Annotated in this window: 16 protein-coding genes and 1 tRNA gene; 8 read left to right on the plus strand and 9 right to left on the minus strand. The window is 71.9% G+C overall.

Annotation, left to right across the window (positions count from 1 at the left end):
- Positions 1 to 27 precede the first annotated feature (27 nt).
- Positions 28 to 276, minus strand: a complete 249-nt coding sequence (gene crgA, locus ACIQOW_RS08590; RefSeq protein ID WP_188297680.1) for a cell division protein CrgA — start codon at positions 274 to 276, stop codon at positions 28 to 30.
- 169 nt (positions 277 to 445) lie between these two features.
- Between crgA and ACIQOW_RS08595 the strand changes: the two genes are divergently transcribed.
- The 5 genes from ACIQOW_RS08595 (at position 446) to ACIQOW_RS08615 (ending at position 4,178) form a co-directional block, all read left to right on the plus strand.
- Complete coding sequence (locus tag ACIQOW_RS08595) at positions 446 to 1,210, plus strand: DUF881 domain-containing protein (RefSeq protein ID WP_401081250.1); 765 nt, start codon at positions 446 to 448, stop codon at positions 1,208 to 1,210.
- Positions 1,211 to 1,273: 63 nt separating this feature from the next.
- A complete protein-coding gene (locus ACIQOW_RS08600) occupies positions 1,274 to 1,453 on the plus strand; it encodes a hypothetical protein (protein WP_188297678.1) in 180 nt (59 codons plus the stop codon).
- Between the two features lie 55 nt (positions 1,454 to 1,508).
- Complete coding sequence (locus ACIQOW_RS08605; RefSeq protein WP_188297677.1) at positions 1,509 to 2,174, plus strand: aminodeoxychorismate/anthranilate synthase component II; 666 nt, start codon at positions 1,509 to 1,511, stop codon at positions 2,172 to 2,174.
- 5 nt (positions 2,175 to 2,179) lie between these two features.
- Complete coding sequence (locus ACIQOW_RS08610) at positions 2,180 to 3,283, plus strand: class E sortase (protein ID WP_401081255.1); 1,104 nt, start codon at positions 2,180 to 2,182, stop codon at positions 3,281 to 3,283.
- 37 nt (positions 3,284 to 3,320) lie between these two features.
- Positions 3,321 to 4,178, plus strand: coding sequence for a class E sortase (locus tag ACIQOW_RS08615; RefSeq protein ID WP_401081258.1), 858 nt, complete (start codon positions 3,321 to 3,323; stop codon positions 4,176 to 4,178).
- A 177-nt stretch (positions 4,179 to 4,355) separates the two neighbouring features.
- Here the strand turns inward: ACIQOW_RS08615 and pknB are convergent, their stop codons facing one another.
- From pknB to ACIQOW_RS08645, 6 genes are all read right to left on the minus strand, one after another.
- The gene (gene pknB, locus ACIQOW_RS08620; protein WP_401081261.1) at positions 4,356 to 6,464 is read right to left on the minus strand and encodes a Stk1 family PASTA domain-containing Ser/Thr kinase; all 2,109 of its coding nucleotides are present in this window, start codon (positions 6,462 to 6,464) and stop codon (positions 4,356 to 4,358) included.
- Between the two features lie 260 nt (positions 6,465 to 6,724).
- Entirely contained in the window at positions 6,725 to 8,182 is a 1,458-nt protein-coding gene (locus ACIQOW_RS08625) for a peptidoglycan D,D-transpeptidase FtsI family protein (RefSeq protein WP_401081264.1), read from the minus strand.
- Positions 8,179 to 9,555 (minus strand): FtsW/RodA/SpoVE family cell cycle protein, encoded by a 1,377-nt coding sequence (locus ACIQOW_RS08630; RefSeq protein WP_401081374.1) that lies wholly within the window; start codon positions 9,553 to 9,555, stop codon positions 8,179 to 8,181. The genes ACIQOW_RS08625 and ACIQOW_RS08630 overlap by 4 nt, the downstream gene beginning before the upstream one ends.
- Before the next feature lie 160 nt (positions 9,556 to 9,715).
- Positions 9,716 to 11,329 carry a PP2C family protein-serine/threonine phosphatase gene (locus tag ACIQOW_RS08635; protein WP_401081267.1) on the minus strand — a complete coding sequence of 538 codons (1,614 nt, stop codon included), beginning with the start codon at positions 11,327 to 11,329 and terminating at the stop codon, positions 9,716 to 9,718.
- Positions 11,330 to 11,382: 53 nt separating this feature from the next.
- The gene (locus ACIQOW_RS08640) at positions 11,383 to 11,928 is read right to left on the minus strand and encodes an FHA domain-containing protein (protein ID WP_401081270.1); all 546 of its coding nucleotides are present in this window, start codon (positions 11,926 to 11,928) and stop codon (positions 11,383 to 11,385) included.
- Positions 11,929 to 11,974: 46 nt separating this feature from the next.
- Positions 11,975 to 12,847: an FhaA domain-containing protein gene (locus ACIQOW_RS08645; RefSeq protein WP_401081273.1), complete on the minus strand. Its 873-nt coding sequence runs from the start codon at positions 12,845 to 12,847 to the stop codon at positions 11,975 to 11,977.
- Positions 12,848 to 13,269: 422 nt separating this feature from the next.
- Between ACIQOW_RS08645 and ACIQOW_RS08650 the strand changes: the two genes are divergently transcribed.
- Positions 13,270 to 13,353: transfer RNA gene (locus tag ACIQOW_RS08650), tRNA-Leu, on the plus strand.
- 94 nt (positions 13,354 to 13,447) lie between these two features.
- On the opposite strand, the gene ACIQOW_RS08655 is transcribed toward ACIQOW_RS08650, so the two are convergent.
- Positions 13,448 to 14,593, minus strand: a complete 1,146-nt coding sequence (locus ACIQOW_RS08655) for a sensor histidine kinase (protein ID WP_401081276.1) — start codon at positions 14,591 to 14,593, stop codon at positions 13,448 to 13,450.
- Positions 14,590 to 15,243, minus strand: coding sequence for a response regulator transcription factor (locus ACIQOW_RS08660; RefSeq protein ID WP_223244124.1), 654 nt, complete (start codon positions 15,241 to 15,243; stop codon positions 14,590 to 14,592). Before ACIQOW_RS08660 ends, ACIQOW_RS08655 begins: the two co-directional genes overlap by 4 nt.
- Before the next feature lie 399 nt (positions 15,244 to 15,642).
- On the opposite strand from ACIQOW_RS08660, the gene ACIQOW_RS08665 reads away from it, so the two are divergent.
- Both ACIQOW_RS08665 and ACIQOW_RS08670 read left to right on the plus strand, forming a co-directional pair.
- The gene (locus ACIQOW_RS08665; protein ID WP_401081378.1) at positions 15,643 to 17,412 is read left to right on the plus strand and encodes a phosphatidylglycerol lysyltransferase domain-containing protein; all 1,770 of its coding nucleotides are present in this window, start codon (positions 15,643 to 15,645) and stop codon (positions 17,410 to 17,412) included.
- A gap of 277 nt (positions 17,413 to 17,689) precedes the next feature.
- A complete protein-coding gene (locus tag ACIQOW_RS08670) occupies positions 17,690 to 18,382 on the plus strand; it encodes a hypothetical protein (RefSeq protein ID WP_317620028.1) in 693 nt (230 codons plus the stop codon).
- Positions 18,383 to 18,433: the final 51 nt, after the last annotated feature.

Genomic DNA, 18,433 nt, shown 5'->3' on the forward strand with positions numbered 1-18,433 from the left:
GAACCGGGCCTCAGGACGGGCGGGCCGTCACTTCCACTGGGTGGAGACACCGAAGCCGGCGGCGATGAAGCCGAAGCCGACCAGGATGTTCCAGTTCCGCCAGCTCTCGACCGGGTAGTTGCCGCTGGTCACGTAGTAGGTGACGATCCACACCAGGCCGATCAGGAACAGTGCCAGCATCAGCGGCGCGACCCAACCACGGCCCGAGCTGATCTTCACCGCGGCCGCCGTCGGCGGGGTGTAGTCGGACTTCTTGCGGAGTCGGGACTTCGGCACGAGGAGCTCTCCTGTCGATGCGCTGTGAGGCCGCGCGGAGGTGCAGCGGGTGGAATCTGCCGGCGTCGGCGGAGGAGAGGGCCCTGGGGACCGTCCCGCCACGTGCCACCGGCGTCCGTTAGCGTAGTGGCTCGGCGGGTCTTGAGGAGATAAGGGTACGGTGACTAATTTGTCGATTCCCCCTGAGCCGGTCCCTACCCGCCGGTCGGGCACCCGAATTGTCGGACGTGCCCTGACCTGCGCCGTCTTCGCGCTCGCCGGACTGCTCTTCTACATCAGCGCGCAGACCGCCCGCGGCACCGACCTGCGGACGGACAACTCGCTGCTGAGCCTCGGCGACGTGGTCCGCCAGCGCAGCGCGCAGAACCAGCAGGCGCAGTCCCAGCTCGCCGACCTCCAGGCCCGCGCCCAGCAGCTCACCGAGCAGCAGGGCCACGACCCCGCCGACGCCGCCCAGCTGGGCGGACTGCGCTCCGGGGCCGCCCTGGAGCCGCTCCAGGGCGGCGGCCTGACCGTCACCCTCAACGACGCCCCGCCGAACGCCACCGCGCGCATCCCCGGCGTGCCCGAACCCGGCGTCAACGACCTGGTCATCCACCAGCAGGACATCCAGGCCGTGGTCAACGCGCTGTGGCGGGGCGGCGCCGAGGGCGTGCAGGTGATGGACCAGCGGCTGATCTCCACCAGCGCCGTGCGCTGCGTCGGCAACACCCTGCTGCTCCAGGGCCGGGTCTACTCCCCGCCGTACGTGGTCAAGGCGGTCGGGAGGACCGACGGGCTGCGCTCGGCCGTGGAGGCGGACCCGACGATCCGCAACTACCTCCAGTACGTACAGGCGTACGGGCTCGGCTGGAAGGTCCAGGAGAGCGGGGACCTGGCCCTGCCCGGGTACTCCGGCACCACGGAGCTGCGGTCGGCGGACGGACCGGCGTAACGGCCCGCGCCCGCGAACGGCGGGTCTACTCTTTAACCCAGTCCGCTACGTCGAGGGAGCACCATGTACGGCTGGATCTGGCGTCACCTCCCGGGGCCCACCCTGGTCCGGGCCGTCATCTCGCTGCTCCTCGTCCTGGGGATCGTCTACCTCCTCTTCACCTACGTCTTCCCGTGGGCGGAACCGCTGCTCCCCTTCGGCGACGTCACAGTGGACGGCGGCGACGGCGCCGCGGTCGGCTGAGCCGGCCGGGCCCGCATCCCCCTTCCAGCACGCATCCCACGGAGACCACGCGCGCATGACGACCCAGGCGACCACCCGGCCCCGCATCCTGGTGGTGGACAACTACGACAGCTTCGTCTTCAACCTGGTCCAGTACCTGTACCAGCTCGGCGCCACCTGCGAGGTGGTGCGCAACGACGAGGTGACCGTCGAGCACGCCGTCCGCCGCTCCGGCGAGGAGGGCTTCGACGGGGTGCTGCTCTCCCCGGGGCCCGGTGCCCCCGAGGAGGCCGGGGTCTGCATCGAGATGGTGCACCACTGCGCGCGGATCGGACTGCCGGTGTTCGGCGTCTGCCTGGGCCTCCAGTCGATCGCGGCCGCCTACGGCGCGGTGGTCGGCCGGGCGCCGGAACTGCTGCACGGCAAGACCTCACCGGTCGAGCACGAGGACGGCGGGGTCTTCGAGGGCCTGCCCTCGCCGCTGACCGCGACCCGCTACCACTCGCTCGCGGTCGAACCGGCCACCGTGCCGGCCGAGCTGGTGGTCACCGCGCGCACCGGGAGCGGCGTGATCATGGGCCTGAGGCACCGTGAACTGCCGGTCGAGGGCGTGCAGTTCCACCCCGAGTCGGTGCTCACCGAGGGCGGTCACCGGATGCTCGCCAACTGGCTCGCGGAGTGCGGCTTCCCCCAGGCGGTCGACCGGTCGGCCGGGCTCGCCCCGGTGATCGGCCGGGGCTGACCGGCATGACCACGGTGCGTCCGGAGGGGCGTTACCAGCCGGAGGCGGACCCGCACGGCGCCGTGCGGCAGCACGGCGGGCCCAAGCACCAGGGCCCGGACGACGGCACCGGCGCGCCGTACGGGCAGGGGTACCCGGCGCAGGCCGTGCCCGAGGACGGCTGGGGCGTGTACGAGCAGGCCCAGGAGCCCCTCGTGGACGGGCCCGAGTACCCCTGGCTGCCCGACCAGACCCTCCAGCTGCGGCTGCCTCTCGACATCGGCGCGCCGGACGCCGAGCCGGCCCCGCCCACCGGCGGCCGCGCCGAGCGCCGGCGTGCCGCGCAGGGCCGCACCGCGCTGCGCTCCGGCAGCGGACGGCGCCGGTCGAACGGCCGCGCCGCCGGGCGGCCGCGCCCCAAGGAGTCCCTGCTCGTGGTGGCCGCCAGGGGCGTCGGCGAGCTGTGCATCTCGCTCGGCGTGGTGATGCTGCTGTTCGTCGCCTACCAGCTCTGGTGGACCAACGTGCAGGCCGACGCGGCCGCCGACGGGGCCCGCAACCAGCTGGAGCAGCAGTTCGAGGCGGCTCCGCCGCCCGCCAGGCAGGGGCAGCCGGGACAGCCGGCCCCGGACCCGGCCAAGCCCGAGGTGTTCGAGCCAGGCAAGGGCTTCGCCATCATCCACATGCCCAAGCTCGGGCTGAAGTTCCCGATCGCCGAGGGCACCGCCAAGTCCTCGGTGCTCGACAAGGGCCTGGTCGGGCACTACGCGGGCACCGGGATGCCGGGCGACAAGGCGGGCAACTTCGCGCTGGCCGCCCACCGCAACACCCACGGCGAGCCGTTCCGGTACATCAACCAGCTCGGCAAGGGCGACAAGATCGTGGTGGAGACCGCGGCCGGCTACTACACCTACGAGGTCACCGGGGCCATTCCGGAGACTTCCCCCAACAACGTGGGCGTGATCAAGCCGGTGCCGAACGGCGCCGGGTACGCCGGTCCCGGACGCTACATCACGTTGACGACCTGCACCCCGGAGTTCACCTCCAAGTTCCGTCTCATCGTCTTTGGCAAGATGATCGAGGAACGGCCGCGTGCCCAGGGCAAGCCGGCCGCGATCACGGGCGGGTGACCGCCCGGCCGCCCGGCCCGGAGGGGGAGCACCGCAGATGCAGGACGAGACCGCGCAGTCGGCCGAACCGGGGGAAGAGGCCTTTCCCCCGCCCGAGCCGAGGGCCGGGCGCGGGCGCCGCCGGGCGCTGGCCGCGCTCGGCGTCCTCGGCGAGCTGCTGATCACCCTGGGCCTGGTGCTCGGCCTGTTCGTGGCCTACTCGCTGTGGTGGACCAACGTGCAGGCGGACCGCGCGGCCTCGGCGGCGGGCGACCGGCTGCGCAGCAGCTGGGCCGCCGGCCCGACCCCCGGCCCCCCGGCGGAGCCCGGCGCCACCCCGGCCCCCGGTGCGTCCGGCGGGCCCGGTGCCGCGGGTGCCACCGGTGCCCCGGGCAGCCCGGGTGCCGTGCCGAAGCAGTTCGCCGCCGGGGACGACGTGGGCTTCCTGCACGTCCCGGCGATGGGCAGGGACTACCAGGTGCTGATCCGGATGGGCACCTCGACCGAGGTCCTGGACGACGGCGTGGCGGGCGTCTACGAGCAGCCGTACAAGGCCGCGATGCCCTGGGACCCGGAGGGCAACTTCGCGCTGGCCGCCCACCGGGACGGCCACGGCGCCAAGTTCCACGACCTGGACGCCGTCCACAAGGGCGACGCGGTCGTGGTCGAGACCAAGGACAAGTGGTACGTCTACAAGGTCGACGGCTCCCTGCCGGAGACCACCAAGTACGACACCGGCATCGTGGCGCCCGTCCCCGCCCGCTCCGGCTACACCGCCCCCGGCCGCTACATCACCCTGACCACCTGCACGCCGGTGTACACCTCGCGCTACCGGATGGCCGTCTGGGGGAGCCTGGTGCGGGTGGACGACATGGACGCCAAGCGCACCCCGCCGCCGGAGCTGCGGCACTCCTGAAGCCCCTGCAGGGCCCTCCTGGAGGGCCGTACAGGGCCGTACAGGGCCGTACGGGGCCCTACGGGGGAGAAATGGCCCGAGGGCCCGCCGCGGGTTTCGCGGCGGGCCCTCGGGCGTGCTGGGGAGTTACCCGGGCTCCGGCCCCCGGTTCAGTCGAACCAGGGGAATATCGGAGGCCTAGTGGTCCCCTTTGGCGGGTGGGGTGGTGGGGTCGCCCCCTTTGGGCGGCTCGGCCGCCTTGGTGTACAGCTGGATCTGGGTGTTCGGGTCGACCGGGGTGCCGGCCGGAGGGTTGCTCTGCTGCACCGTGGCGTTCGGGTCCGCCGGACCGTTGACCACCGTGTAGGTCAGGCCGAGCGCCTTCAGCTGGTCGGCGGCCTGGCCCAGCTTGACGTTCGCCAGCGGCGGGACCTGGGGCTTGTCCTGCGCCTTGTAGATGGTCAGCGTGATCTTGGTGTTGGCCGGGGCCTTGTTGTTCGCCGGGACGGACTGCTGGGCGACGGTGTTGACCTTGCTCGGGTCGGGGGCCGCCACGGTCTTCGAGGCGTCCACCTGGAAGCCGAGGCCCTGGAGGGTGGACTGCGCGTCCTCCTTCTGGGCGCCGACCACGTTCGGGACGGTGACCTTGGCCTTGCCCTGCGACACGGTCAGCTTGATCGCGGCGCCCGGGTCGACCGCCGCGTTGGCCGCCGGGTCCTGGGCGGTGACGGTGTCCTGCGCGGCGTTGTCGTCATCCTTGTACTCGGTGGTGACGTTGGTGAAGCCGGCGTCGGCCAGCGCCTTGGTGGCCTGGTCCTTGGGCTTGCCGACCACACCGGGAACCTGGGTCTTGGCCGGGCCCGAGGAGATCTGCACCGTGATGGTGGAGGTCTCGGCGACCTGGGTGCCGGCCGTCGGGTTCTGGGTGCAGACCTGGTCCTTCTTGATGGTGGTGTCCGGGCAGGCGATCTTCTCGCCCTCGGTCAGCACGATCTTGGCACCGGCCCCGGTGGCGGCCGTCCTGGCCTCGGCCAGGGTCTTGCCGACCAGGTTCGGGGCGGTGACCTTCGGGGTTTCCTTGGTCCCCTTGTCGCCGAACATCGCCTGGGCGACGAAGAAGGTGCCGACCAGGACCAGCACGGCGGCCACCGCCAGCACGATCCAGGAGGTGTTGCTCTTCTTCGGCCGGTCGTCGCCCCTGCGGCCGCCGCGGCCGTAGCCGTCGTCGTTGCCGCCGCCCGAGGCGCCGGCGTAGCCCTGGCCGTAGCCGTCGTCCTGGTAGCCGCCCTGCTGCCCGTAGCCGGGCTGCCCGGAGGCCTGCGGCAGGACGGTGGTCGGGCCGCCGGGCTGCTGCGGCAGCACGTTGGTCTGGCCGTACGGGTCGTGCTGCTGCGGGTAGCCGTTCTGGTCGTAGCCGTAGCCGGCCGCGCCCATGCCGTAGGCGGCCTGCTGGGCGGCGGCCACCGGCAGGCCGTCGAGGAAGCGCTCGATGTCGTCGCGCATCTCGTCGGCGCTCTGGTAGCGGTAGTCGCGCTCCTTGGCGAGGGCCTTCAGCACGATCGCGTCGATCTCGGGGCGCACCTCGGGGTCGAAGACCGACGGCGGCTGCGGCTCCTCCCTGACGTGCTGGTAGGCCACCGCGACCGGCGAGTCGCCGACGAACGGCGGGCGGACGGTCAGCAGCTCGTAGAGCAGGCAGCCGGTGGAGTAGAGGTCGGACCTGGCGTCGACCTGCTCGCCCTTGGCCTGCTCGGGGGAGAGGTACTGGGCGGTGCCGATGACGGCGGAGGTCTGCGTCATGGTCATTCCGGCGTCACCCATCGCGCGGGCGATGCCGAAGTCCATGACCTTGACGTTGCCCTGCCGGGTCAGCATCACGTTGGCCGGCTTGATGTCGCGGTGCACGATGCCGGCCCGGTGCGAGTACTCCAGGGCCTGGAGGATGCCGATGGTCATCTCCAGGGCGCGCTCGGGCAGCAGCCGGCGGCCGGAGTGCAGCAGCTCCCGCAGCGTGGACCCCTCGACGTACTCCATCACGATGTACGGGATGGAGATGCCGTCGATGTAGTCCTCGCCGGTGTCGTACACGGCGACGATCGCGGGGTGGTTCAGGGACGCCGCCGACTGTGCCTCGCGGCGGAAGCGGGCCTGGAACGACGGATCCCGGGCCATGTCGGCCCGGAGCGTCTTCACTGCGACGGAGCGGCCGAGCCGGGTGTCATGGGCGAGGTACACCTCGGCCATGCCGCCGCGTCCGAGGACGCCGCCGAGCTCGTACCTGCCGCCGAGGCGACGAGGCTCTTCCATAGATCCGACCCTCTCCCTCGCCCGTGGGCGAGGTTGTGACGTAGGTGTCCCCGCACGCTCTGGGAGACGCCGCGCGGTCCGCGACCGGTTCTCCGGCCGAGCCGTGCGGTGCCTCGCGGGCGGCAACGGGCACACCCGCTGCTGGCGGATACGCTACCGGTCGTACCGCATCGGACCGGAGTCAGCCGTCGGCCGATATCAGACCGGTATCCGGACGGTACTGGCGTTCGTGACGTTCCCCTCACTCCGGACCGGCCCTCCTACTTGCCGAGCGCGGCCTGCATCACCGCCTTGGCGATCGGGGCCGCGAGCCGGCCGCCGCTGATGCCGTCGCGGTTCTGGGAGCCGTCCTCGACCACCACCGCGACCGCGACCGACTGGCCGTCCGAGGTCTTCGCCCAGGAGGTGAACCAGGCGAACGGCAGCCCGGCGTTGTCCTCGCCGTGCTGCGCGGTGCCGGTCTTGCCGCCGACCTGGAGGCCGGGGATCTGGGCGTTCTTGCCGGTGCCGTTCTCGACCACCGAGACCATCAGGTCCTGCATCTTCTGGGCGGTGGCCGGGCTCATCGCCTGGGAGAACTGCTTCTCGGTGTGCTTGGAGATGGTGGTCAGCGAGGCCGAGCGCTCCTGGTCCACCAGGTACGGCTGCATCAGGCTGCCGTTGTTGGCGATCGCGGCGGAGACCATGGCCATCTGGAGCGGGGTGGCGCGGGTGTCGTGCTGGCCGATCGAGTCCTGGGCGGTGCCGTCCAGGCCGGGGCTGTCAGGGAAGACGCTCTTCTCGGATCGGACCGGCGTGTCGATCGTGCTGTTGAAGCCGAACTTCTCGGCCTGCGCCCGCATCCGCTCCTTGCCCAGGTCCGCGCCCATCTTGGCGAAGACCGTGTTGCAGGACTGGTCCATCCCGGACTTCACGGTCGCGTTCTCGCAGCGCTCGTTCGGGCTCTCGTTCTTCAGCTGGGTGGTGGTGTTGGGCAGGATGTACGGCTCCGGGGTCTCCGTCGCGTCGTCGATGCCCTGGTACCGGCCGTTCTCGAACGCCGCGGTCGCGGTGACCAGCTTGAAGGTCGAGCCGGGCGGATAGGTCTCCTTCAGCGCCCGGTTGAGCATCGGCTTGTTCGGGTCCGCGTTGAGGTCCGTCCAGGCCTTGGTGTCGGCAGCCTCGCCGCCGGCGAAGGTGCCGGGGTCGTAGGACGGGGTGGAGACCAGCCCGAGGATCGCGCCGGTCTTCGGGTCGAGGGCGACCACCGCGCCCTTCTTGTTCCCCATCGCGTCGAAGGCCGCCTTCTGGACCTTGGCGTTGATGGTGGTGACGACGTCGCCGCCGCGCTTCTGCTCGCCCGTCAGCATGTCCAGGGTGTTGCGGAAGAACAGCCGGTCGTCGGTGCCGGAGAGGATGCCGTCCTCCAGGTTCTCCAGCTGGTTGGAGCCGTAGGCCTGGGAGGAGTAGCCGGTCACCGGGGCGTACATCGGGCCGTCGACCCAGGAGCGCTTGTACTTGTAGCGCAGGCCGTCGACGAAGTCGGACTTGGTGACCGGCTGGCCGCTGACGATGATGTTGCCGCGCGGGTGGGCGTACCGGTCGTACAGCTGGCGCTTGTTGTTCTTGTTGGTGGCCCAGGACTCGGCCTGGACGCCCTGCACCCAGTTGGTGCGGACCATCAGGGCCAGGATCAGGACGAGGCAGAAGATCGAGACCCGGCGGATCGGCTTGTTCATCGGGCGGGTCCTCCGTGGCCCTCGGTGGCCGGGGCCGGTTCGGCCCCGGGTCGGCGGGCGCTGTCGCTGATCTTCAGAAGGATCGCGACCAGCGCCCAGTTGGCGACCACGGACGAACCGCCCTGGGCGAGGAACGGCATGGTCATACCGGTCAGCGGGATCAGCCCGGTGACACCGCCGGCCACGACGAACACCTGGATCGCCATCGCCGACGAGAGGCCGACGGCGAACAGCTTGCCGAACGGGTCGCGGGCGGCGAGCGCGGTGCGCAGGCCGCGCTGCACCAGCAGCGCGTACAGCAGGAAGATCGCCATCAGGCCGGCCAGTCCGAGCTCCTCGCCGAAGGAGCCCAGGATGAAGTCGCTCTTGGCGGCGAAGCCGATCAGCCAGGAACGGCCCTGGCCCAGGCCGGAGCCGGTGGCCCCGCCGGAGCCGAGCGCCATCAGCGACTGACCGATCTGCTCGGTGGCGCCATCCGGCCGGTTGGGGCCGAAGACGGCCATCGGGTCGAGCCACGCGTTGATGCGGACCTTCACGTGACTGGCGGTCGAGGCGACGGCGACCGCGCCGCCGACCGACATCAGCAGGCCGAACAGGATCCAGCTGGTCCGCTCGGTGGCGACGTAGAGCATCACCACGAACAGGCCGAAGAACAGGAAGGACGTGCCCAGGTCGTTCTCGAAGATCAGGATCAGCAGGCTGAGCAGCCAGATCACGATGATCGGGCCGAGGTCCCGGCCGCGCGGCAGGTACAGGCCCATGAACCTGCGGCTGGCCAGCGCCAGGGCGTCCCGCTTGACCATCAGGTAGCCGGCGAAGAAGACGGTCAGGATGATCTTGGCGAACTCGCCCGGCTGGATGGAGAAGCTCCCCATCCGGATCCAGATCTTGGCGCCGAAGTCCTCGTCCCTGGACGGGAAGAAGGCCGGGGCGGCGAGCAGGACCAGGGCCACCACCATCGAGATGTAGGTGTAGCGCTGGAGCACCCGGTGGTCCTTCAGCAGGACCATCACCCCGATGAAGCCGGCGATCCCGAGGGCCGACCACATCAGCTGGTTCTCGGCCGCCGGGTAGTTGTTCTTGAGCAGCTTGCCGGCCTTGTCCAGCCGCCAGATCATCACCACCCCGAGCCCGTTCAGCAGGGTGGCGATCGGCAGCATCAGCGGGTCCGCGTACGGCGCGAAGCGGCGCACCAGCAGGTGCGCGACCATCGCCAGGGCGCCCATGCCGAACCCGTAGCCGAGCATGCCCGCGGGCAGCTTGCCGTCCATCGCGAGGCCCACGTTGGCGTACGCGAGGACCGGCAGCAGCACCGCGAAGGCCAGCATCGCCAGCTCGGTGTTGCGCCGGTTGGGCGCCTCCTGCGGGGAGATCGTGGTGTTGTCCCGCCGACGGGGGACGGCCCGCCCGGCCGCCGCCCGGCGCCGGCCGGACCGGGTGGTCTCTTCGCTCACGTCGTAGCTGCTCACGTGGTGACCGCTCCCTGACGGCCGGCAAGCCCGCTCGGGGCCGTCCTATGTCGGATCACGGTCGTCACTGCTTCGGGCAGGAGTTGGCCCGGCTGAGTTCCTCGTCGGTCAGCGGGGCCTGGTCGCCCTGCGCGCCGGCGGCCGGAGGAGTGGCGTTCGGCGCCGGGGCGGGTGCCCCGGGAGCGGTCGGGCTCGGTGTGGTCGAGGGCGCGGCGGTCGGCGTCGCGGCGGTCGTGCCGCGGTTCTTCTCGGCCGGGGTGGGCGTGGTGGCCAGGTACGCGGCCTGGGTGGCCGGCGGCGTGGCCGGAGCGGCCGGCCTGGCGGCCCGCTGGCAGAGCTGGACCCAGCCGTCGAGCTCGTTGACCGTCGACTGGGCGTCCTTCATGCTGCCGACCGAGATGGTCTTCTTCACGTGGGCCTGCTGGTCCTCGGGCAGCCACTTCAGCTGGATCCTGCTGTACGAGGAGTGCACCGAGGACAGGCTCAGCCCGGCCAGGTTCTGGTTGATCCCCTGGTAGATCGCGACGTGGTCGTCCTGGGTGCCGACGTAGTACTGGTCCTGGGTCCACTGGTAGCCGAACCAGCCGGCGCCGCCGAGCAGGCCGAGCGTGACCAGGGCGGCCAGCGAGAGCGTCAGGCCCTTGCGCCTGCGCCTCCCCGGCCGCTCCTCGTCGAGGTCCTCGGAGCCGTACACCGAGGGCTCACCGGAGCCGTAGCCGTACTCGCCCTCGTACCCCTCGGCGGGGCCGAAGCCGCCCTGCGCGGCGCCGTACTCGCCCTCGTAGCCCTCGGCCGGGCCGAAGGCGCCCTGCGGGCCGCGGCCGAGTCCGGCGGCGCGGCCGGCCGGGGTGTCCGCGATCGAGCGGTCGGCGGCGGCCGAGGACGGCGGGGCCTCGGCGACCGCGCCGACCACCACCGGGACGTCGCTGAACTGGCCGCTCGTGGTGTCCGTGGCGCCGACGTCGATGACGTCCGCCACGATGCAGGTGATGTTGTCGGGACCGCCGCCGCGCAGCGCGAGCTGGATCAGCTCCTGCACGGTCTGCTCGGGCGCGTAGTAGCTGCCGAGGGTGTCCTGGAGGGTCTGGTGGCTGACCGGGCCGGAGAGGCCGTCGGAGCAGATCAGGTAGCGGTCGCCGGCCCGGACCTCGCGGATCGACAGGTCGGGCTCGACCTGGCCGCGGCCGTCCAGCGCGCGCATCAGCAGCGAGCGCTGCGGGTGGGTCTCGGCCTCCTCGGGCGTGATCCGGCCCTCGTCGACCAGGCGCTGCACCCAGGTGTGGTCCTGGGTGATCTGCACCAGCGAGCCGTCCCGCAGCAGGTAGGCGCGGGAGTCGCCGACGTGCACCATGCCCATCCGCTGGCCCGTCCACAGCATGGCGGTCAGGGTGCAGCCCATGCCCTCCAGCTGCGGGTCTTCCTCGACCATCTGCCGGAGCCGGTCGTTGGCGCCCTGGACGGCGTCGCCCAGCAGGGTCAGCAGGTCGGCGCCCGGCACGTCCTCGTCCAGCCGGACGATCGAGCCGAGCACCTCGGCGGAAGCGACCTCGCCGGCCGCGGCGCCGCCCATGCCGTCGGCCACGGCCAGCAGCCGCGGCCCGGCGTAGCCGGAGTCCTCGTTCCCCTCCCGGATCAGTCCCTTGTGGGAGCCGGCGGCGAAGCGCAGCACCAGGGTCATGCGACCTGTGCCCCCCTCTGGGTCATGGACGGGATGCTGTCCCTCATGCGCTACTACTTCCGCAGTTCGATGACGGTCCTGCCGATACGGATCGGCATGCCCGGCTGGAGCGGGGTGGGCGCGGTCAGGCGCTGCCGGTCCAGATAGGTGCCGTTGGTGGAGCCTAGATCCTCGACCGTCCACTGCCCAGTCTGATCCGGATAGATCCTGGCATGCCGGGAGGACGCGTAGTCGTCGTCCAGGACGATGGTGGAGTCGTGGGCACGGCCCAGCGTGATGGTCTGGCCCTGGAGCGCCACCGTGGTGCCGGCCAGCGAGCCCTGCACCACGACGAGCTGGGTCGGGCCGCCGCGACGGCGACCGCCGCCGCCCTGGGTCTGGCCCGCCGCCGGGCCGGCCTGGGCCGGTGCCGCGGTGCGTGCCGCGGGCGTGGTGGCCGCGCCGCCGGCCACCGTGGCGGCCCCGCCGCGACGGGAGGGCCGCGGGTTCACCTTGGTGCCGAACAGGTCGCTGCGGATCACCTGGATCGCGACGATGACGAACAGCCACAACACGGCCAGGAAGCCCAGCCGCATGACCGTGAGGGTCAGTTCTGACATGACCGTCCCGCCAGTCGGTGAGCGAGGCGCGCGAACAATTCGGACACTACCCTTCGACCTGCCGGTAGACGATGGTGGTGGAGCCCACGACGATTCGCGAGCCGTCGCGGAGCGTAGCGCGCTGGGTGTGCTGTCCGTCCACCACGATGCCGTTGGTGGAGCCCAGGTCCAGCACCATCGAAGGGGTGCCGGGACGGATCTCGGCGTGCTTGCGGGAGACTCCGGGGTCGTCGATCCGCACGTCCGCCTCGGTGGACCGGCCGAGCACGCAGGCGGAACCCGAGATCTGGTGCCGGGAGCCGTTGACCTCGATCCAGCGGCGCATCGAGGTGCCGCCGTGGCCGGCGCCGGGGAAGGCCCGGACGTTGCCGCCGGCGGGTGCCGGCGCGGGCGGGCCGGGGGGCATCGCGGGAGGCGCGGCCGGCGGCGGGGGCGTGCCGTACTGGCCGGCGCCGGGCTGCTGCCACGGTGCGCCGGGCGCCGGAGCGGCCGGCGGCCGGTCGTAGCCGGGCTGCTGCGGCGCGTACTGCTGCTGCTGGGGCTCCTCGGCGGCGAGGGTGCGGCTGCGCACCCGGTACAGGCCGGTGTCCAGGTCGTCGGCCTTCTCCAGGTTCACCTGGAGCGGGCCCATGAAGCTGTACCGCTGGGCCTCCGCGTACTCGCGGACCATCCCGGCCAGTTCGGTGCCGAGCTGCCCGGAGTAGGGGCTGAGCCGCTCGTGGTCGTGCGGGCTCAGCTCGACGATGAAGTCGTTCGGCACGACGGTGCGGTCGCGGTTCCAGATGCTCGCGTTGTTGTCGCACTCGCGCTGCAGCGCACCGGCGATCTCCACGGGCTGGACCTCGGACTTGAACACCTTGGCGAAGGTGCCGTTGACGAGACCCTCGAGTCGCTGCTCGAACTTCTTCAGCACTCCCATGGGGCACCCCCTTCCAGGGTTCGTTCGCCTGCCTGCCGGCCGGATCCCGCCCGGGACCCGGTCGCGCCTCCTACTTGCGGTACTTCCGTACTGATCGTATCCACGCCGGGCCCTTCCGTACGGTTCCCGGACCGTGTGGTGCCCGGGGGTGGGCTCGGACACACAGGGTGACGCATGTCGGGTACGGCACGCCAGGTGTGCCCGGTGGAGCACCCTCCCCGCAGTCGTACGGGCGTGCGCCGGGCATTCGTTCGGTTGCGGTCGGCCCCGCCCGACAACGGATTCGGAGCCGCCCCCCAGGTCGTGCTAATGTTTTCCATGTCGGAAGGGCCGCCCGGAAGGGAGGCCGGTCCAAGGAAGCGCGAAGTACCCATGGTACCGAGCGGTTCGGGAGATCGGTCGGCAACGAGGACAACACCCATGCGCGGGTGGCGGAATAGGCAGACGCGCTGGATTCAGGTTCCAGTGCCCGAAAGGGCGTGGGGGTTCAACTCCCCCCTCGCGCACAGCGAAGCCCCGCAGATCTACGGATCTGCGGGGCTTTCTCGTTTCCCTGCGGCCATTGCCGCCCTTGCTCTCCGGAGGCCCGGCGGGGCCGGGTCAGCCGTGGCCGGCCGGGAGTTCGGCGCGGACCTCGAAGCCGCCGTCCGGGGTCGGCCCCGCGGTGAGGCTGCCGCCCAGCAGCTGGGCGCGTTCGCGCAGACCGACCAGGCCGTGGCCGCCGCCCGGCAGGGTCTCGGCCGGGAGCACCGGCGGGGCCTCGTTGCGGATCTCGACCCGCAGCCGGCGCCCCTTCGCCCGGACCCTCACGTGCACCGCCGCCTCCGGGGCGTACTTGGTGATGTTGGTGAGCGCCTCCTGGACGGTGCGGTAGGCGGCCCGCTCGACGGCCTCCGGCCACGGGCGGTCACCGGGGTGCAGCTCGGAGTCGGCCGCCAGGCCGCTCTCCTCGATCAGCCGGGGCAGGTCGGCCAGCCGGGGCTGCGGGGCGAGCGGGGCGTCCGGCAGCCCGCCGGTGCCGCGCAGCACCCCGACCATCTGGCGCAGCTCGTCGAGGGTCCGCACGGACAGTTCGCGGATGGTCCTGGCGGTCGTCACGGCGGCCGGGTCGGCGCTGCTGACCTGGAGCGCGCCGGCCTGGATGCTGATCAGGCTGACCTGGTGCGAGACCACGTCGTGCATCTCCCTGGCCAGCCGGCCGCGCTCGCTGATCAGCACCCGCTCGGCCAGCAGCCGGCTCTCCCGTTCCTGGCCGCGGGTCAGCTCGTCCAGCCGGGCGGCCAGCTCCCGCCGGGTGCGGGCGAGCAGGCCGGTGGCGGCCGGCCCGGCCGCCAGCATCACGGCCTGGATGGCGTCCAGCGCGGTGGCGCGGCTGAGGTCGACGACGTTCTCGGGCAGCGGCCAGTGGAAGAACTCGACCAGGGCGAACAGGGTGCCGCAGGGGATCACGACCCGGGGGCGGGGGCGCTCGGCGGCCACCGAGTAGACGGCGGTGATCGGGGCCAGCCAGATCTCGTCCACCCAGCTGCCCGGCATGGTGAGCAGCAGCGCCGCCACCGGGAAGCGGCGGCGCCAGAACAGCGCGACGGCGGCCAGCGTGGACAGGGCCACCTGCCACCAGGCGGCCTCCCTGGCCACCAGGGCGGCGTCCAGCAGGGAGTACAGGACGGGCAGCAGCAGCATCAGCCAGGGGGCGGTGCACCAGGCCGGCAGCCGTCTGGACGGCAGGTGGTCGGCGGTCGTCATGCCCCGTCGCCGGGTTTCGGCCGGACCAGTCCGGCCCGGTGGGCCACGACGGCGGCCTGGACCCGGTTGGCGGCGCCGAGCTTGCCGAGGATCGCGCTGATGTGGTCCTTGACGGTGCCGGTGCCGAGGAAGAGCCGGTCGGCGATCTCGGCGTTGGACAGGCCCTCGCCCAGCAGCGCGAGCACGTCGAGCTCGCGGCCGGTGAGGGTGCGGGCGAGCGCGGTGGCCTCGGCGTCCGGGCCGCCGCCGTCCACGTAGCCGCCGATCACGGTGCGGGTGACGGTCGGGGAGAGGATGTTGCCGCCGGCCGCGAGCACCCGGACGGCGTGCACCAGCTGCTCGGGTGCGGTGTCCTTGAGCAGGAAGCCGGCCGCGCCGGCCCGCAGCGCGGTGCCGATGTACTCGTCGGTGTCGAAGGTGGTGAGCATCGCCACGGCGGGCGGGTCGGGCAGGGCGCGCAGCCGGCGCAGCACGGAGATGCCGTCGAGGTCGGGCATCCGGATGTCGAGCAGCACCACGTGCGGGCGCAGTCGTCGGACGTGGTCCTCGGCCTGCCCGCCGGAGCAGTCGCCGACCACCTCCAGGTCGGCGGCGGAGCCGACGATCAGGCCGAGGCCGGAGCGGACCAGGATCTCGTCGTCGACGATCAGCACGCGGGTGGTGGTGATGGTGCCTCCTCGGTTCGGGCGGCCGGGTCGGGGCGGTCCGCGTGAGTCGTTTCGAGAGTAGGGCCAGCGGGAGTGGGGCGCCGAACGCGTGGGGGGTGCTCACCCCCGCCGTTCGGCGGGGGTGGGAATCGGCTACCCGGTTCACGCAATTCTCAGCTTCGGTGGGGAACCATGGAGTTGGCTGACCCTTTTCCGGCCGCTTCTCCCTTCGGGTGGCCGGCCGGGCGAAGGTGTGCCGGTCAGTCCGTCGGGCCCGTGCGGGCGTCCGGCGCCGGGCCGTTCGCGGATGCGCCCCACCATCTGATCGTTTGGAATTGAGCTGTGTCGTCCACTGTGAAGCCGGAGCCGTCCGCCACGTCCACCGGGCCCCGTCCCGGCGGCGTGCTCGACCGCTGGGGCCCGAGGGCCGCCGCGGCCTCCGTCTGGTACCTGCGGCTGATCGCGCTGCTGAACGTGGCGACGGTGCTGCTGGTGCCCTTCCGCGTCCAGGTCAGCGAGCACAACGAGGGTGAGTACTTCACCCCGTACCTGATGACCGCGGGCCTGGCCAGCGCGGTGCTGTCGGTGTTCCTCGCGATCGCGATGCGCAGGCGCAAGCGGGCCGCGTGGATCTTCAACACGGCGCTCGGCGGCATGTTCGCGCTGCTGTACCCGGCGGTCATGCTGGTGCCGGGCGAGCGCTTCGACACCCACCCGCTCAACTACTTCTCCACCATCCTGACCTGCCTGTTCGTGCTGGCGCTGCTGATCGGGCGGAGGGAGTTCACCTCCAAGGGCGACAGCTCCAACCCGAAGACCGCGGCGGCCACCTTCGTCGGCGGCCTGGTGTTCGGCGGCGGGGTCGGCGCCCTGCTGGTCTGGCTGACCAACGAGCTGTCCGGCGCGGGCTTCTGGGACCTCTTCCGGTACTCGGTCGGCCGGATGATCACCATCACCCCGTCCGAGCACCTGCGCTCGGTGATCACCGCCCCGACCTGGGTGAACGCGGCGATCAACGCGATGGGCGCGGTGCTCTTCCTGCTGGTGCTGTACGTGGCCTTCCGCAGCCCGCGCGGCAAGGAGCTGCTGACGCCGGAGGACGAGGCGAAGCTGCGCTGCCTGCTGGACAGGCAGGGCGAGCGGGACTCGCTCGGCTACTTCGCGCTGCGCCGGGACAAGGCGGTGGTCTTCTCCCCCAGCGGCAAGGCGGCGGTCACCTACCGGGTGATCGGCGGCGTCTCGCTCGCCTCGGGCGACCCGATCGGCGACCCGGAGGCCTGGCCGGGCGCGATCGACGCCTGGCTGTCCGAGGCCAGGGAGCACGCCTGGGCGCCGGCCGTGATGGGTGCCTCCGAGGAGGCCGGGGTGATCTACGCCCGGCACGGGCTGGACGCGCTGGAGCTGGGCGACGAGGCGATCGTCGAGCTGGACGAGTTCTCGCTGGACGGCCGCGCGATGCGGGTGGTCCGGCAGGCCTACAACCGGGTCAAGCGGGCCGGGTACACGGTGCGGATCCGCCGCCACGAGGACATCTCGGAGGCGGAGATGGCCGAGCTGGTGGCCAAGGCCGACGAGTGGCGCGACGGGGCGACCGAGCGCGGCTTCTCGATGGCGCTCGGCCGGCTCGGCGACCCGGGGGACGGCCGCTGCGTGATGCTGGAGTGCCACGACGGGGACGGCGAGCTCAAGGCGCTGCTGAGCTTCGTGCCGTGGGGCCCGGACGGGCTCTCGCTGGACCTGATGCGCCGGGCCAGGGACACCGAGAACGGCCTGATGGAGTTCATGGTCATCGAGCTGTTGCAGCGCGCCGAGGAGATCGGGCTGAAGCGGGTGTCGCTGAACTTCGCGATGTTCCGTTCGGTCTTCGAGCGCGGTTCGCGTCTCGGCGCGGGGCCGGTGCTGCGGCTGTGGCGTTCGACCCTGGGGTTCTTCTCGCGCTGGTGGCAGATCGAATCGCTGTACCGGGCCAATGCCAAGTACCGGCCGATCTGGGAACCGCGGTACCTGCTCTTCGAGAAGAGCAGCGAGATTCCGCGGATCGGCCTCGCGAGCGCGCGCGCCGAGGGTTTCATCGTCGCGCCGAGCCTGCCCGCCCTGTTCCGTCGCCGGCACGCCGGGGCCGCCGTGGTGGCGCCCCGCGTTCCGGTGGCGGCACGGGACGGGAAGGGGTAGCCCTCCGTCGGGGGGCGGAGGGGGCCGGTCGGCCGATCGGGGGTCCACCGGGGGGATCACCCTCCCCCCTGAGGATGACCCCGGTCCCCATTCATACCGATGTGGCTCTGTCGGCGGGCTTCTAGTGTTGGAGTAGTCGAGAGTTCGGGGATTCGGAGAACCGGTTGTGATTCACAGGACCCACGCGGGGGGCGTGCGAAAGGGGCCACTGGCAATTGCCGGATCGGCCGCTGTCGCGGAGTGGGGAACGTTGTTCGCGACGGTCAGGGAATCGGTGGTGCGAAAGAAGTTCGCCGCCGTTCCGCTGGCCACCGTGGCGACGTTTCTGATCCTGCTGTTCAGCATCGTCCAGCACCTGCCGGGCGGCGAGCGTTTCGTCAACAACATCGGGGTGGTGCGGGCGGCGCTGCCGCTGGATGTCTCGCTGCTGCGGACTCCGCTCTCCCTGTACGTACCGGCGCTGGACCTTCCGGTCTGGGGGGCGCTGGCCCAGGTGTTCGTGGTCTTCGCGATCGCCGAGATCGTGCTCGGCCGACGGCTGACCCTGGTGGTCGCCTACACCTGCACCCTGGCGGGCACGCTGTTCGCCCGGGTCGGCGTGGCGATCGGGCCGCACCACCTGTTCGGCTTCCCGAAGTGGGTCGCCTACGTGCGGGACACCGGGCCGTCGGCCGCGGTGGTGGCGCTGGCGATCTGCATCGCGTTCCGCTGCCGGGCCTGGTTCACCGGCGGCCTGGTGGTGGCGGTGATGATCGGCGAGGCCGTCGTGCTGCCGAACCTGGCAGGCCTGGAACACGTGGTCGCGGTGATCACCGCGCTGCTGATCGCGGTCTCGGTCGAGGTCTTCGGGGACTTCTGGCCGAGGGTGCTGGCCGGGGTCGGCGCCGCCGCCTCGGTGGCCGCGGCCGCCTCCATGGAGGTCGCGGCGGAGGCCCGGCGGCGCCGTTCGGCGGGGGCCGTCATCCCCTGACGGGTGACGATCACGCCTCGGCGGCCGGGTACGGGTGTCCGTACCCGGCCG

The organism is Kitasatospora sp. NPDC091335 (genome assembly GCF_044757205.1).
Taxonomy (GTDB): Bacteria; Actinomycetota; Actinomycetes; order Streptomycetales; family Streptomycetaceae; genus Kitasatospora.